This window comes from Emticicia fontis (genome assembly GCF_054779675.1).
On the sequence record NZ_BAAGXU010000021.1, the window covers coordinates 131,380 to 147,684 of the forward strand.

The window sequence follows — 16,305 nt, forward strand, 5'->3', positions numbered from 1 at the left end:
AAAATATAGTGATATACTTTAGTATAGTGCTATACAAAAGTATAGTGCTATACAAAAGTATAGTAATCTGAAAAAACATGACGGTAACCAAAAAAATAATGGATTTTGCCGATGCAAAATCATGCCCCGAACAATTTGTTCTGGCTCTGAACGATACGCTTAATGTACTGACTGGCAAATGGAAATTGCCTATTTTAGGCTCATTAATGTTTGGTATCAAAAGATTTACAGATATTCAGCGGAATATCCCGAAAATAACACCTCGTATGTTATCAAAAGAGCTAAAGGAACTGGAACTCAATGGCATGGTGAAGCGGATGGTTTATGATGCCACGCCTGTACTGGTAGAGTATGAATTGACAGAGTCAGCAAAAAGATTATCTGATGTAATAGATAGTATGCTTAATTGGGGATTGAATCATAGAAGAGCAACTATGGGGTTAGATTAAGACTAGAAATCTTTCTTCTTCACTTCATCATGATGTTTCATATAGAGTGGAAGCGCCGCAGATCCATACCATGGATAGATTTCTGCTTCTAACACCTTGGCTTTTATAGCTGGGTCGGTTTCTAACAAGGCTTTAGTTTCTTCGGGGGTTTTAGCATTAAGAATGAATATACCTCTATAATTTTTATCATTTTTACTTAGTGGCCCTGCTACTACCAATTTTCCTGCCGATTCCATTCTTCCCATATTCGTCATATGGCCTCTGAAAAGGCTGTCTAATACAGCTTTATCAGTAGTTGTATTAGTCCCTGTTTTCAGAATGACTAATGAGTACATTTTCATCCCATATTCATCAGCACCTAATGAATCTGCTAAAGCTTGTCTGAACTTCGGATTAGTACTTTGGGCATTTGCAGTAAAAGCCAACGCAACCATAAATAAGGCGAGGAAAGATTTATACATAAGCAATAGGTTTTACAAAGAAAATATTAGAAAAATACCAAGTATATGCTAACAATTTATTGAATAATCAACCTTTAGCCAGATTTAAGCTTTAATAGAGTGAGTCGCTTTTCAACAATATATACAACAACTTAATAGTATATGATGTGTGAAATTGTGAAAAAATCCCCCTTTAGGGGTTAGGGGTAGTATAATTATACTTATAAGTAAACCCATTATCTTCTGATACTTCAGTTGGATAACCATCTGCATCATATTTAAAAGTGCGGGTAAAATTATATCTACCAGTAGCCTTGATTACATTATTCGGGCTTTTATTAAAAGCACTTACCCATGCCGGTCTTTGATTGATTTCGTAATAAGGATTCACTTTATCATCATATTCATAATAAGCAACCTGACCGTCCGAATCTGTTTCTTTAATTAAATTACCTTTTGAATCGTATTCAAAACTGGTAACTAATGAATTTTGCCCCGCCAGTATGGTTTGTTTTTCAACAAAGCCTTTTAAATTATAAACATATTCAGTAGTTGTACCAGAGACACCGTCCATACTTCGGGTAACTTTCATTAATTTTCCTTGATTATTATAGGTAAATACCTCTTCGCCTTTTAATCCTAAAGCCGGATTGCATAAAGCAGATATACTTGAATAAATGCTACGCGTAGTGGTCTTCAGTTTACTTAACTGTCCGCTTGCGTTATATTCATAAGTATATTCATCAGAAGGATTGGTTTCACAAAAGGTAAAGGAGTTTTCTTTTACCAATAAACCCTTCTGAAATTCGAAAGTGACGTAGGGCTTATTATTAAGTGTAAGACTGGCGAATCTTTTGCCGGGAGCAGTAGGAGTTTTAGGGTCGGCAGATTCTTTTTTACAGCCTAAGCTAATGATAATCAGGAGGATAAGAGTGAGGTTTTTCATTTTTCTTTATTTAGCGTCAATAGAGTGGAGTCTTGACAAAGATAAAGAAAAGAAGCTATATTTCTTTAATGAATCACATAAAATAAACTATTTAAATTGGGGCTTTTTACTCTATGCAACCCTTTAATCACAGAGTTGCATAGAGTAATTGCACTGAGGCACACAGATATTTTAGCTGGTACGAGATTAATTATCTATTTACTCAATCGCTCCAATACCCGCTTTCCTCCATTGTTATTAGGGTTAAGCTCTACCGATTTCTGATACATCTTTTTGGCTTCTTCCTTATTTCCTAATTTTAACAGGACTTCTCCTAAACTATCATACACATTCCAGCTATCAGGATAAAGCGCTACATTTAGTTTGAAGAGTTCCAATGCCTCTTTATATTTATCTTTACTCATAACCCGGTAAGCCCATTCATTAAGCTCATTTTCATCTGGTTTGAGGCTTGGGTCTTTCTTACGGGCTTCTTCTATCACCTGCATAGCTTTGTCGTAACCACGTTTATCCAGCTCAATTCTTAACATGGTAATAGGGTCAGAGGCCGGGATTTCAGGATTATAGTAGCCTGCTAATTCCTCTAACCAGTTTTCAGGAGAAGAGCCTTGTAAATTTGTCAATACAATTACGGCCAGGTCATCGTCAGGATATAATAAGAAGGCTGAGCGTCCACCACCGCTCATGCCGACAGCCCAATGTTTCGGACGGAATTTGTTTACACCCCAACCCAAGGCCCAGTTGGTAGGTTTGCCATTATTGAAAGTAATAGGCGACCACATGGTTTTGAGTGTCTCTTTCTTGAGCAATTTACCTTGTTGCAAAGCAATCAACCACTTCGCCATGTCTTCAGCTGTACTGTTCAATCCAGAACCCGTTCGCCTGGAAGGTTGAAACTCTGCATAATTGATGGTCAATTTTTCTTCCGGTAATACCTGACCATCCATCGCTTTTTTGAAAGCATAGGTAGGCGCATAATGCGGAATAATATCGCGCGAATCTCCAAAGACGGTATGAGGCATTCCTACTACATCAAACTGTTTTTCCTGAAATACCTTTACAAAGGGTTTTCCTCTTAACTTGCTGATAACCTTACCTAATAGTACATAGTTAGTCTGATTATAACTAAACTGGTCTCCGGTTGGAAAATCCATTGGTAAAGTCATTATCTTTTGCCAGTTTTGGGCTTCATTATAGCCACCCGGTGAGTTTTCAAGGCGCAGAATATCAGGCAAACCTGAAATATGTGCTAATAACTGCTGAATTTTGACTGGTTGCCATTGGACTGGTAAACTATCTATATACTGTGAAATAGGAGCTGAAAGATCAAGTTTACCTTCTTCAACCAGTTGCATAGCAGCTACACCTGTAAAAGATTTAGTACAGGAGTTAATAGCAAAAATACTTTGATTATCTACCGCAATATTATCCTGAATATAGGCTGTACCCAATGACTTGTTTAATACAATTTTACCTTTTTGCATCACGGCCACCTGCATACCTGGAATCTTGAAGTCTTTCATCTGCCGGAGCAAAAAATCTTCTACTTGTTTTTCTCTCGATTGTGCAAATCCCAGTTGCGTAATCAGCAACAATACAGTAATTAGCTTTTTCATAAATAAATTAAAAGTGTTTTTTGTGGATACTCTGACTTTGAAAAAAGGTTACAGAGATTTTTCAATAATTATGAAAAGTAAAATGAGAGAATTCCGATAGTTTTTATGTCGGAAAGTTTTTAATAAATTCCTCCTTTAGGGAGGTCCGACTTATCGGTTAGGGGTGTTTTCTCACCGTAAAATAACAAAATAGCCGTACAATCATGAATTAGATTGACGGCTCTTTTATATAAACTATCTGATATTTAAATTTCCGCTTCGGAAATCGAAAAGAGTGATGAAAACCAAGGGAGGATATGTTGAGGCTAGAAAAATGTATCCTAAAACTCGTTAAACTGCTACCCCTAACCCCTAAAGGGAACTTTAAAAATGCGAAAACTTTTGGCTACAAGGATAATGGTTTAGGGTACATAATTATCTATTCCTGAGTATAATTACCCTTTAGGGAGGTCCGACTTATCGGCTAGGGGCTGTTTTTCAAAAACTTACCTGGAAAAATGCTCTGGCATTAAAAGGCGTGCCCGGTGTGAAATGTATTTCTTCTACTGGCTCTTTTTCATCTTTCAGACGGCTTTCGGTGGCAAATTGTGTTTCTTTCCAACGGGTATTAAATAGGTTCTGGATATTTAAGCCCATTGTATAGCGACCTTTGGTATAACTCACTAGAGCATCGGTTACGAAATACCCTTTGGCTATAATGCTGCCATCTTCATTAGCAGGACGGTCACCAACGTAGCGATAACGCAGACTTCCGCTGAAACCATTTTTATTTTTAAATGTCAGTCCACCAATACTTGTAAACTTCACGGCCAGTGGTAAGTAATTCTGTCCTTCTGCTTCACCAACGGCACGTGGTTTTGCCCAGTTGGCATCGAAATCGGCGAAGAGATTTTTAGTCAGCTGATAACGCACCGATACATCCAAACCATTTCTGACTGATTGCCCTGATGGTTCAACTACACCAGCATCTCCTACATAGACAAATTCCTGTTGTAGCCATAAATACCAGTAAGCGGCATTAATCAATAATTTCGGAAAAGGTTTCCAGGTTGTACCGAAATCAGCACCATAGGCTGGTGGTAGAATATCCAAGCCATTTTGCGCTACTACTACACGCGTATCATTAGAGTGGAATCCCTTACCTAAGTTCAGATAAAATTGTAATCGGTTGTTTTGTGTATAATATAGATTCAACTTAGGCGATAGGATAGTAGCCTTTGCTTTACTTTTGGTATCTGCCTGCAAGTGGTCGAGATATTGATTATGAAAATAATCAAAACGGACACCCACTGTTGCTAATAATTTATTGCTCAGCTGAATAGTTTCGTCAGCGTATAAGCCAACATTTGCTTCGTTGATGTCTCCCAATTTGACAGCTTCTAATAATTCGGAGCGATTTCTGGTATGAGATAGTTCTGAATTATTAGTTAAATCATGGCGATAATTTACGCCTATATTAAACGTAGACTGTTTTTGCCCGATTCCATGTGCAATAGAATAATTGCTATTATAACCCCATAAATTACGTGCTTCTTTTTGTCTGATCTGGTCGCCATTTACTGGGTCTTCCAGAAAGAAAGTAAAGTTAGAATAGAGCTCAAAATTATAATTGGAATAATAAAACTGATTTTTCCAGACATGATTACGTTTGGTGAGTGTTACAAACTGGGCATTCAGATTTGTTCTGCTTGTTTCTCCGCCCTCATTAGGGTCAATCGCACCAAAGAAACCAATCATGCCACTTTCTATTGCCCGGTCTGGAATTTGCCCTGACGCATCCCATTTACTCCAGAAGGTAGACGCCGTAAAAGTCAGGTTGGTGTTTTGGCTGATATGCCCATGATATTTCCCTAAAAGATTCAGCCGCTTAAAACGCTGTGGCGCTTCAAAGTAGGCATCTGAATAATTATATTCTCCAGCCAGATAGGCATTCTGATTTTTATCAGGTAATTTTTGACCAAGCATATTGGCACCACCTACCAATCGGAAAGTATTAAATTGCCCTACTTCTGCCTTTACGAAATTCTGGTCTAAAACTGTTTTTGTTCTGAAATTGGCCCAGCCTGCTGTACTGAAATTTCCTTTGTCGGCATCATATAAACCTTTTTTGAAATCAACTCCATCAATCAGTTCGGGAATGATGAAATGCGCATCAGCATAGCCTTGTCCATGTGCATGAGAAACCATATTAATAGGCATACCATCTACTGTAAGCCGAATATCAGTACCATGGTCAATATCGAAACCACGAAGGAAAATCTGTTCAGCTTTACCACCTCCGGCATGTTGGCCTATAACCACACCCGGAATAATCCGAAGCACCTCTTGCGAGTTGTTGATAGAGCGCAGTTTAATATCCAGGCTGGAGATCACCTGTTGATGCTGAGGATTAGCGGCAGACACCTTTACTTCTTCTAAGGATAACTCAGTACCGGCGAGTATAAAATTAATCACAGATGCTTCATCAGCTTTAACGATTACTGTCTGTGCCTGTGCTATATACCCCATAAAAGATACTTCGACAGTATACGGAGCGGGAGAAAGGTTATTAATCTGAAAATACCCGGCATCATCCGAAATAGCTCCACGGTTCAATCCCGTCAGCACAATGCTTGCCCCACGGATTGGCTGTTTGGTTTTGCTATCAGTTATTTTACCTACAATTATACCCAAGTGTGCAAAAGCGGTAGAAATAGTAAGTAATTGTATAAAAAGTAAACGTTTAAATAAAGTCATAAGTGGTTTTTGCTGATGAAATAGTGTTACAAAAATAATATACTTTATTCAAAAGAGGAGAGACTATTTTTGGATAGGACTTTTGCATACTTTTTTGAGTCTTGCTTTTAAATAACATATCTTTATATTTTCTAGAGTAAAAGTAAATCCCCCTTCAGGGGTTAGGAGCACCCATTATGAAAATCTGTCTGGCACAAACAAAATCAATCAAAGGAGATATTCAGGCTAATATTGAGAATCATTGTCGACTCATCAATCAGGCAATTGCCCAAATGGTTGATGCTATATTCTTTCCTGAGCTTTCATTGACAGGATATGAACCTGAATTAGCCGACTCACTAGCCACAACACCTGAAGATGCGCGTTTTGAGATATTTCAACAAATAAGTAGTAAGCATATCATTACAATTGGTGCTGGTATGCCAATCAGAACTCCCAAAGGGATAGAAATTATGATGCTGATTTTCCAGCCAAATCAACCTTTACAAACCTATGCCAAACAACAATTGCATACTGATGAACTACCGTATTTTGTTGAAGGAAACCAACAGATTTTGCTTTGGCCTGATAGCCTGAAAGTGGCTCCTGCCATTTGCTATGAATCTCTGCAAACCAATCATGCAGAAAATGCCCATAAACTCGATGCAAAGATTTATCTGGCAAGTGTAGCAAAATCTCAAAAAGGAGTAGATAAAGCTTACTTGCATTACCCAATAATTGCCCAACAATACCAGATGCCAGTATTAATGGTCAATTGCGTAGGCTATTGTGATAATTTCGAGAGTGTCGGTGGAACTGGATATTGGAATGCTAAAGGAGAATTGGTGAGAGCTTTAAATGACAGCAACGAGGGTTTATTGATAATAGATTTAGAGACTGGAGAACATCATGTTAAATACCTTTCTATTTAAAAACTAAAATTAATATACAATTTTACTCCACAGTTACTTGTTTAAAGAATAAGACCTTGATATATTTCAGAATTATTTATCAGGTCATCCATCATTTTATCAGGAAATTAAATTGTTAAGAATCATATAGAAAAAATAATTAATCAGCCCCCGAACAAGGGGCTGATTAATTTTATATAAATCAACTATTTATTCAAACTTACCATAACCACTCTTATCACCTGTCAACTATGAAACATCTTACTTTATTGAGTTTCCTGCTGGTTTTTTCCTTTTCTATTGTTCCTCTACATGCGCAACAAGTGGCAGATATGGAATATAATTATCCGATTAAAAAAACGATGTATGAAGCCGGTAAAGGTTCGACCATTGTATTAGATGAAGCACATTTCAATTATCATACATTGGCGGGTAGATATGCCCCTTTCGGACAATTATTAAAGAGTGACGGTTATATGTTGCAATCTGGCAATGAAAGATTTACTTCCGATTATTTAGCCAATATTAAAATTTTAGTCATTGCCAATGCTTTAACTGATAGCACTATCGAATGGAAATTGCCTTCTAAATCGGCCTTTACAGAAAATGAAATTACGACTTTGAAACAATGGGTAGAAGAGGGCGGAAGCCTGATGCTTATTGCTGATCATATGCCATTTTCCGGCTGTGCCGCACAACTCTCAATGGCTTTTGGTTTTAACTTTATAGATGGATTTGCACTAAGAAAAGATAAAAAGCCAGAGGTTTTTTCATTTAAAAGAAATAACCTTAATCAGAATATCATTACGAAAGGCAGAACAAAGGATGAACAGATTGATTCGTTGATGGTTTTTACAGGTCAGGGATTTATTGCACCCAAAGAAGCAACAATTTTGACAAATCTTAATGAGAATTATGAAGTATTAATGCCAGCGAAAGCCTGGGGATTTAATGAAGCAACTCCACGCATATCAGGGCAGAATCTTGTTAATGGAGCATTTATGAATTATGGTAAAGGCCGATTGGTCGTAATGGGAGAGGCAGCTATGTTTTCGGCGCTATTATCCGGGCCTGTAAAAGTAAAAGCAGGTATGAATCATCCTAATGCCAGACAAAATGCGCAATTCCTTTTAAATATTATGCATTGGTTAGATAGAAAACTATAAAACCAGTTTCTGAATAGAAGATAGCGAGTTTGTCTTTGGGCAAACTCGCTATGTTTTATTTCTATTTGCTCGTAAAAATATGCCTTCCTTTATTTCCTTACCCGTTCTCTCTCTTCATCATCCGTATTTCGGTTGATACTGCGGGTATTTCTACCAAAGCTTCTTGAATAAGTAAGTTTAATAACTCTATAAAGCGCAGTTTCATCTTTCCATTTCGATTCACTTCTGATATTAAAAGCAATAGGGGTCATGCTGCCTATGTGTGTATAGTATGAAGTAGTCTGGAATAAATCTGGTAATGATAACTGAAACGTGCCTCTATCGTTTTTGAGTTTTTTGGCAATTCCCATATTAACCACACCAAAGCCATTCAGACGATTGGCTCCATCAAAAAACGGGAAAGTCTGCCAGCCGGATAGTTCTATTTCAAAGTTTTTAGGGAGTGAAATAGTCTGTGTAAAGTTCAGATTCTGAAAAAGATAGGTTTTTTCTGCCGGATTTAAACTATACGAAATCTTGTATTTGCGCAAGGCGGTATTGCTACCCAAAGTCAATTTCCACCAGGAAGCAATCTGCAAAGGTGCACTCATAAATAAGCTGACGCCTTTTTGATAATCAAGATTTTGTGGTGAGGATACGCCAATATCATTCTGAGGATTGGCCGTAATCTGATAGCGCAGTATCGGGTGCAAATCATATTGAAATGATAAGCCAATATTATATCCTTTCTTATTAAATTCTGCTTTTACAACATCAGTAATAGTTGGTTTTAGTAGCGGATTCCCAGAGAAAACAAAAGTAGCATCAGTGTAGAAAAGGTTAGAAATTAAATCAGTATAAGCAGGGCGGGTGATACGCCGGCTATAACTTAGATTCAGATTGCTTTTATCGTTAATGGCATAAGTATAAAGTAAAGAAGGAAACAATTGTGCAATAATAAATCCATTTGTATAAATATTGATTTCCCGCTGCCAGTATTCATAACGCAAGCCTGCGTGCAAAGTAGATTTAGGATTAAGCAGGAAACGGAATTGTGAGTAGGCCGCAAAGATTTTTTCGTCACCATGAATATTACTTTGTGTACGCGGGTCAATCTCCCATACGTCACTTACTTTACGCTCCACATTACTCTCGTTAGCATTGGTAGTATAACTACCTTTTACCCCCAATTCTGCCTGTATTTTAGCATTGATTTGTAAAACATAATCAGCCCTCAGAACACCCACATGAATCGTTGAATGACTTTGTCCCCGATTACCATAATTGAATATCGCATTGGTAGGAGGGATGATATTGCCCTGTTCGTCGAAGTATTGATAAGTAACCAGATTCGGACTATCATTGGTATAACCTATATGACTCAAATCAAAGTTTAGCTGCGATTTACCTGAAAGTTTCTGGTTGAGGTAAAGAGATGAAATAAAGTTCTGTCTCTCGTTAGTTCCATCTGATAAGCCTCTTGAACCTAAAAAACTGCCATCAGGCATAGTACGGTCTCCGGTAATATCAACCAGATTATGCGTATTGCCTGCTGAAAGTGATATTTCACCACCAAAAGAAGTTTTGGTCGTAGGCCTGAACTCAGCCAAGAGATTCAGATTATGTACTTGTTGCACACGGTCAGTCATACCCCCAAAAATGGTACTATTAAAACCACCCATAAAAGGGAAAATAGAAGTGCCGTGCCCTTTATAACCCGAGTAATCATGATTATGGCCAAACGAGTACGAAGCATTGATATTAGCTTTCTTAAAGCCATGTGATAAATTGAGTGAGGTAAGCGCTTTTTCACGATAGCCATAGCCTGCCGTGGCAGATAGGTTCAGTCTGGTACCCTCGTTTTCATTTTTCTTGAATATAATATTGATAATGCCTGCGCCGCCATCGGCGTCATATTGCGCAGTAGGCGAGGTAATTAACTCTATTTTCTCAATATTATCTGCTACGGTACTTTCTAATAAATTCATCAATTCTTCCATCGACATAGGTACTCTTCTGCCATTAAAGAGGATAGTTACCCCACTTTGCCCATTCAGACTGAACTGGTTATTGCGTCGGTCACTTATTACCCCCGGAAGCCGTTCTAATACTTGTAGTGCACTGCTGCCTTTGGTCATCAGGCTACTCTGGATATTGATTACTTTGCCATTAGGCGTATTTTGAATAAGTTCTTTTTTGGCCGAAACAGTCACCTCATTAAGTGCATTATTTTCTTCTATCAGACTGACAGGAGAGATTTGAATAGATGAATTAGTATAAGTAAAGGCTTTCGATTGGTAATTCTGATAACCTATACTACTGATCCGCAGGAAAAACTCACCCGTTTTGGAAGGACTTAATTGAAAGTTTCCATTCTCATCACTGGCCGACCCAGTGATAATGGTAGAATCTTGTGCCGAAAGTAAAACCACATTGGCAAAAGGAACAGCCTCTGCCTTAGCTGTAATTACTTTACCTGTTATTTGCCCGAAGACCGTGACCGAACAAAGTGTTGTCAATAGTAGTAATAGCGTTTTCATTGTTTCTTTAATTTTTCAATGAATTTACGCTTGCCTTATATACACTAATTTAAGAGTTGATAAACTGTAAATGATAGTTGATGAAGCGTAATGATTGACAGATGAACTCAGTTTTAAATCCCATTTATCCTCCTTTCAACGTTTCCCTTGGTCCTTTCTTCATCTTCCTTATTTTGGATACAACACGCAGGGATTTGGATACCTTTGTTTGGGTCAGATTCAAGACCTTTGCAAAGTATTAAACATCAATCAGAATAATATGAAAGTTACATTGCTTACCGGGGCTTCAAGTGGGATAGGTGAGGCCTGGGCAGATAGATTAGCGGCTGAAAAACATAACCTTGTGTTAGTGGCACGCTCTGAAAATAAACTCAAAACCTTATGCACACAATTGAGCCAGAAATATGGTATTACAGCGCAATACATCGCCATGGATTTATCTGAACCCAATGCTGATTTGCGTATATTTGAAGAAACAGAAAAACGCCAGTTAACTGTAGAATGCCTGATAAACAATGCCGGAATAGGCACGGCAGGTGATTTTACACAGATTGCACTTGCCGACGAACAAGCCATGATTCAATTGAACGTTGTAGCCTTAGTTTCTTTAACCCATCGTTATCTCGTGCAAATGCGTGAGCGAAACAGTGGGACTATCATAAACGTAGCCTCAATGGCGGCTTTTATGCCGGCACCATTTATGGCTGCCTATGCGGCGAGTAAGGTATTTGTAAAGTCTTTTACAGAAGCATTAACAGAAGAAAATCGTCCTTTCAATATCCGCATTATGCTGCTATGCCCGGGAGCAACTGAAACCAGGTTTTTTGAAACAGCCAAAATAAGTCAGGAGGATAAAAAAGCTTTACTTGGCAAGGCGAACATACAAACGCCCGAAATGGTTGTGGAAGAAGTCATGAAAGGTTTGAAAAGCAATAAAAGAATTGTAGTATCTGGCTTAATGAATAAGATTGGGGCAAAAGTGGGCGCTTTGATACCAAATTCAATGATTATGAAATTTATTGCGAATAGTGCGCGTTCAACCTTACAAAAGACGCAGTGATGAAAACGAGAAGCAAAAAACTGTTTACGATTGACTCCATCGCTTTGCAGCACCAACTCATGGGTTTGCCGCAACCGCAACATCCTTTAATGAGTATCAGCAGATTTGAGGATTCAAATGGAACTACCGTAAAAGAAACAGGGTATTTTACTAATCAGTTTTATTCAATTGCGGTCAAACGGAAATGTACTTGCCGAACCAAATATGGGCAAAACGACTATGATTATGACCAGGGCATGATGTCGTTTTTTGCACCTGAACAAATCCTGAGCTGGAATGAAGACGATGAAATGCCCGCAACCGGTTGGGCAATCAGCATTCACCCTGATTTTCTGAGAGGCCATGTATTGGAGCAGAAAATAAAAGAATATGGTTTCTTTCAGTATGCCGTCAATGAAGCCTTGCATCTATCACCGCGGGAAGAAAAGATGATAGAAAGGCTATTGAAACACATTCACGAAGAATACCATACCAATATTGATAACTTTAGTCAGGACATTATTCTTTCGCACCTATCTCTTCTCTTGAGTTATGCGAATCGTTTCTATAATCGCCAGTTTATTACCCGCAAACACGTCAGCAGCGATTTATTGGTTAAGCTTGAAATGATTCTGAACGATTACTTCAATACCATCAAAATAGAAGAACAGGGTCTGCCAACAGTCAAGTATATCTCCGACCAACTGAACCTTTCTCCCAATTATCTAAGCGACTTATTACGTAATCTGACAGGACAAAACACCCAGCAGCATATCCATAATAAACTGATTGAGAAGGCTAAAGAAATGCTGGCCTCATCGAACCTCACCGTAAGCGAGATTGCCTATTATCTGGGCTTTGAATATTCTCAATCCTTCAATAAACTTTTCAAGAGCAAGACCCACATTACACCTTTAGAATTCCGGGCTTCATTTAACTAAGGGGACATAGTTGAGTAAACTGGACGTAAAAGGTGGTGTCCAGAGGCTCAACCTTTTGCTTCATGACCTGATGGCTATAATGAAACAGAATTTTAATCCACAGTATTTGCTTACTTTCATAATCAGTATTACCTTTGTCATCAGATGATATGATGACTATGCAGATACATAAACGCTCATTAGCCGAAGAGGTAGCCAATCAGATTAGTGCCTATATTCAGTCGGGTCATTATGTGGTAAATCAAAAATTGCCTACCGAACCCGAACTGATGAAACAATTTGGTGTGGGTCGTTCCAGCATCCGTGAAGCCGTACGTATGTTGGCCAACTCGGGGCTATTGCGTGTGCAACAGGGTGTAGGTACATTCATCGAAGAATATTCATCTGGCAATGAAACCCTGAATCAAAGACTGAAACGGGCACAAGCCAAAGATATTGATGAAGTAAGGCAGATGCTGGAGATTAAAATAGCCCAGAAAGCCGCAGAAAATCGCAATGTTCAACAATTGACTCAGATAGAAATGTATCTGAACCAACGGATCCAGAAAGCACGTGCCGGTTTATTAGAAGAATGTATAACAGCTGACATTAATTTCCATGTGAGCATTGCAAAGGCATCTGGCAATGAAATTCTGGCTGATATGTACGAGGCATTCTCAACCCATCTGAAAAGCTGGTTTTTAAATATACATGCCGATACCAAAGCTTTTATCCAGACCAACGACCTGCACGCCTCTTTATTTCAGAGCATCAAAGACCGCAACGCTGAAAAAGCATTGCACTATGCTACTCTGATTCTCAGACATTGAGCAATGGATTGAATTAAATTTTTTTATAATAAATCATCAGATGATATGATGAATACAACAAAACCAACCACCCACTCAGCGCCGGGACTTGCTCAGCAGACAGTCTATACAGTTTTATATTCAATCAGCTTTGCGCACTTGCTCAACGATATGATTCAGGCGGTTATTCCCGCTATCTATCCACTCATTAAAGAAAGTTTTCACCTCGATTTTTCTCAGATTGGGCTGGTTACTTTAGCTTACCAGCTGACAGCCTCTATCCTGCAACCCTTCGTCGGACTTTATACCGACCGCTACCCAAAGCCTTTTTCTTTGGCTATCGGTATGGCTATTTCATTGTTTGGCTTGTTTAATCTGGCTTATGCCTCTAATTTTTACTGGATTCTGCTATCGGTCAGTATCATTGGTGTGGGTTCGTCTATTTTCCACCCTGATTCCTCGCGTGTAGCCTATCTTGCCTCAGGAGGAAAACGCGGAATGGCGCAGGCAATTTTCCAGCTGGGAGGCAATGCCGGAAGCGCTTTAGGGCCTTTGTTGGCTGCTTTAATTGTCGTGCCTTATGGGCAGCATAGTGTACTCTGGTTTGGTATTGCTGCACTGATTGGAATCATCTTACTATTTAATATAGGTAAATGGTATAAAACAGTAGCCCTGCCGAAAGTAAAAAAGGCAGTAGAAGAAACAAGTGTAGGTTTAAGCAAAAATCGCATAGCTATTTCCCTGTTTATATTACTCTTATTAATATTCTCGAAGTTTTTCTACATGGCAGGTATGACCAGTTATTATACCTTTTATCTGATGGATAAATTTCAGCTGAGCGTAAAAGATGCGCAGATACAGCTATTTATTTTTCTGGCTGCGGTTGCTGCAGGCACTTTTGCAGGCGGACCATTAGGCGATAAATTCGGACGGAAGTATATCATCTGGATTTCTATTTTGGGAGCAGCGCCATTTACTTTATTATTGCCATATGCCAACCTGTTTTTTACGCCTGTGCTGGCTATATTCATCGGTTTGTTGATTTCATCGGCTTTTTCAGCCATTCTGGTATATGCCCAGGAATTGATGCCCGGTAAAGTGGGTATGATTTCAGGCTTATTCTTTGGTCTGGCATTCGGCATGGGTGGGCTTGGTTCAGCCCTATTAGGCACACTAGCCGACCACACCAGCATCAGTTTCATGTTCGACGTCTGCTCTTATCTGCCATTAATAGGTATTCTGACAGGTTTTTTACCTGATATTGAGAAGAAAAAGAAATAAATGAGTATTGGAGAGTGTATCAAAAGTAAAGTACGCCAAACGGTGCGCCGTAGCGATAATATTTGGAAAAAGACCTCGCGGCGTCCACCCCATCCCAACCCTTCCCCAACAATGGGGAAGGGCTTAAAAGTCCCTCTCCCATTGTTGGGGAGAGGGATTTAGGGTGTGGGGTTGAGCGCTGCCAAATATTATTTGGTACAAAAAACTTTTGAGACGCTCTCATTAAAATTACCCCTTAAACACTATTTCTCATCAATATTATTAGGCTCAAAATTACTTTCTTCTTTTTCAGGGGGAGTCTTCTGATCGTCAGCTACATAGCTGAAATCATCTTCTTTAGGCGTAGGTTCTTCATCCGGTAATTCCTCATCTTCCAGATTCTCGTCTTCCAGCACATCTTCATCATCTACCTCGCCACCATTATAAGAAGTACCATCTCCCGGATTCAGAAAAAAATTAAGAAATCTGGCATTATACATCAGCGCAGGCGAAAAAGCCAATAACTGCATCATTTTCATAGTAATATCATTTGGTAATAAATACTACAAAAAAACTGTTCCAGAGTCAGAAAATGGATAATGGAACAAGGAGAATGGAAAACGGGACAAGGAAAAAGTGCCTGATTTTCACCTACCTAGTCAGCGTGGTACACCCTAACGCGGCGCGCCACACTGTGTTAGCTCCCCTTCAGGGGCGGGGGAGCCTACTCCCTAAATGCAATCCCCATCTGATTGGCTCTATAAGATTCTTCAGTACCATGAAATTCGATAATAGCTGAGCTTGCATAAGTATCATCATTCCAGGCATCTTTTACTCTAAGCGCTTTGCCTGTTGGTAGATATACGGCTGATACTTTATACCGACCAATCGGAATATCAATCAATTTATTACGATTTTGTGTGCCCGCTTTTCCACCTCTCAATTTCAGGGTTTTTCCCTGCGAGCCATCAATCAGCGCACCTTCCGGTTGAAATGTAAATTCCACATTCTCGGTATCATTCATATTTTCTTCATTCGGGTCTTTGTATAATTCTGCCAAACCCCCATAATACAGATTCAGACTTAAATCAGGCACATGCCCCTGCAATTTCCACTGAAAATTTCTGACAGGCTTTTCTTCTTGCGTAAAAGATTCATCATTTTCAGGGTCAAGCAATAATTTATATACACGGCCATTATATTGTTTCAGAATATACCCTTTGGCTACCCATTGGCCTAATCCAGCGACCATTGCTATTTTATAAGAGCCATCGGCTGACGAAGTAGTTTCGGCGCTTCTATCTTTGATAACAGTATTGTTGATATAAACAGTAGCCTTTGCAAGTGGCTTGCCGCCAGGGTCGGTTACTTTCCCTGTCAGAAACCCAGCCTGACCTTGTCCTGGGTCAGGATTGGGGCTTGGATCATTGTCTTCTGGTGTAGTACAGGCAGTTGCACTTGCGAACAAACAAGCAGAAACGAGGATAGAACGGAAAATGTATAAGATTGACATGG

General features: G+C 39.0%; 14 protein-coding genes. 7 read left to right on the forward strand and 7 right to left on the reverse strand.

Going from position 1 to position 16,305, the window contains the following annotated elements; genetic code table 11:
* The first annotated feature begins 77 nt into the window (after nt 1–77).
* Nucleotides 78–449 (forward strand): winged helix-turn-helix transcriptional regulator, encoded by a 372-nt coding sequence (locus ACYVFA_RS12680; RefSeq protein ID WP_460472198.1) that lies wholly within the window; start codon nt 78–80, stop codon nt 447–449.
* Nucleotides 450–451: 2 nt separating this feature from the next.
* Here ACYVFA_RS12680 and ACYVFA_RS12685 read toward each other — a convergent pair whose 3' ends face one another.
* From ACYVFA_RS12685 to ACYVFA_RS12700, 4 genes are all read right to left on the reverse strand, one after another.
* Nucleotides 452–910 (reverse strand): YciI family protein, encoded by a 459-nt coding sequence (locus ACYVFA_RS12685; RefSeq protein WP_460472199.1) that lies wholly within the window; start codon nt 908–910, stop codon nt 452–454.
* A 172-nt stretch (nt 911–1,082) separates the two neighbouring features.
* A complete protein-coding gene (locus tag ACYVFA_RS12690) occupies nt 1,083–1,835 on the reverse strand; it encodes a hypothetical protein (RefSeq protein WP_460472200.1) in 753 nt (250 codons plus the stop codon).
* A gap of 194 nt (nt 1,836–2,029) precedes the next feature.
* Nucleotides 2,030–3,451, reverse strand: a complete 1,422-nt coding sequence (locus tag ACYVFA_RS12695) for a serine hydrolase (RefSeq protein WP_460472201.1) — start codon at nt 3,449–3,451, stop codon at nt 2,030–2,032.
* 477 nt (nt 3,452–3,928) lie between these two features.
* Complete coding sequence (locus tag ACYVFA_RS12700) at nt 3,929–6,187, reverse strand: TonB-dependent receptor (protein ID WP_460472202.1); 2,259 nt, start codon at nt 6,185–6,187, stop codon at nt 3,929–3,931.
* A 176-nt stretch (nt 6,188–6,363) separates the two neighbouring features.
* Between ACYVFA_RS12700 and ACYVFA_RS12705 the strand changes: the two genes are divergently transcribed.
* Both ACYVFA_RS12705 and ACYVFA_RS12710 read left to right on the forward strand, forming a co-directional pair.
* Nucleotides 6,364–7,098, forward strand: a complete 735-nt coding sequence (locus tag ACYVFA_RS12705; RefSeq protein ID WP_460472203.1) for a carbon-nitrogen hydrolase family protein — start codon at nt 6,364–6,366, stop codon at nt 7,096–7,098.
* Nucleotides 7,099–7,328: 230 nt separating this feature from the next.
* On the forward strand, nt 7,329–8,243 hold the full coding sequence (locus ACYVFA_RS12710) for a hypothetical protein (RefSeq protein WP_460472204.1): 915 nt from the start codon (nt 7,329–7,331) through the stop codon (nt 8,241–8,243).
* Between the two features lie 89 nt (nt 8,244–8,332).
* On the opposite strand, the gene ACYVFA_RS12715 is transcribed toward ACYVFA_RS12710, so the two are convergent.
* Nucleotides 8,333–10,762, reverse strand: a complete 2,430-nt coding sequence (locus ACYVFA_RS12715; protein WP_460472205.1) for a TonB-dependent receptor domain-containing protein — start codon at nt 10,760–10,762, stop codon at nt 8,333–8,335.
* Nucleotides 10,763–11,021: 259 nt separating this feature from the next.
* Here ACYVFA_RS12715 and ACYVFA_RS12720 point away from each other — a divergent pair, with 259 nt between their 5' ends.
* From ACYVFA_RS12720 to ACYVFA_RS12735, 4 genes are all read left to right on the forward strand, one after another.
* Complete coding sequence (locus ACYVFA_RS12720; protein WP_460472206.1) at nt 11,022–11,822, forward strand: SDR family NAD(P)-dependent oxidoreductase; 801 nt, start codon at nt 11,022–11,024, stop codon at nt 11,820–11,822.
* The gene (locus ACYVFA_RS12725; RefSeq protein ID WP_460472207.1) at nt 11,822–12,742 is read left to right on the forward strand and encodes a helix-turn-helix domain-containing protein; all 921 of its coding nucleotides are present in this window, start codon (nt 11,822–11,824) and stop codon (nt 12,740–12,742) included. Before ACYVFA_RS12720 ends, ACYVFA_RS12725 begins: the two co-directional genes overlap by 1 nt.
* 134 nt (nt 12,743–12,876) lie before the next feature.
* Nucleotides 12,877–13,551, forward strand: a complete 675-nt coding sequence (locus ACYVFA_RS12730) for a FadR/GntR family transcriptional regulator (RefSeq protein WP_460472208.1) — start codon at nt 12,877–12,879, stop codon at nt 13,549–13,551.
* Nucleotides 13,552–13,596: 45 nt separating this feature from the next.
* Nucleotides 13,597–14,811, forward strand: a complete 1,215-nt coding sequence (locus tag ACYVFA_RS12735) for an MFS transporter (protein WP_460472209.1) — start codon at nt 13,597–13,599, stop codon at nt 14,809–14,811.
* 242 nt (nt 14,812–15,053) lie between these two features.
* Here the strand turns inward: ACYVFA_RS12735 and ACYVFA_RS12740 are convergent, their stop codons facing one another.
* Entirely contained in the window at nt 15,054–15,329 is a 276-nt protein-coding gene (locus ACYVFA_RS12740; protein ID WP_460472210.1) for a hypothetical protein, read from the reverse strand.
* Between the two features lie 185 nt (nt 15,330–15,514).
* Nucleotides 15,515–16,303 carry a carboxypeptidase-like regulatory domain-containing protein gene (locus ACYVFA_RS12745; protein ID WP_460472211.1) on the reverse strand — a complete coding sequence of 263 codons (789 nt, stop codon included), beginning with the start codon at nt 16,301–16,303 and terminating at the stop codon, nt 15,515–15,517.
* Between the last annotated feature and the right edge of the window lie 2 nt (nt 16,304–16,305).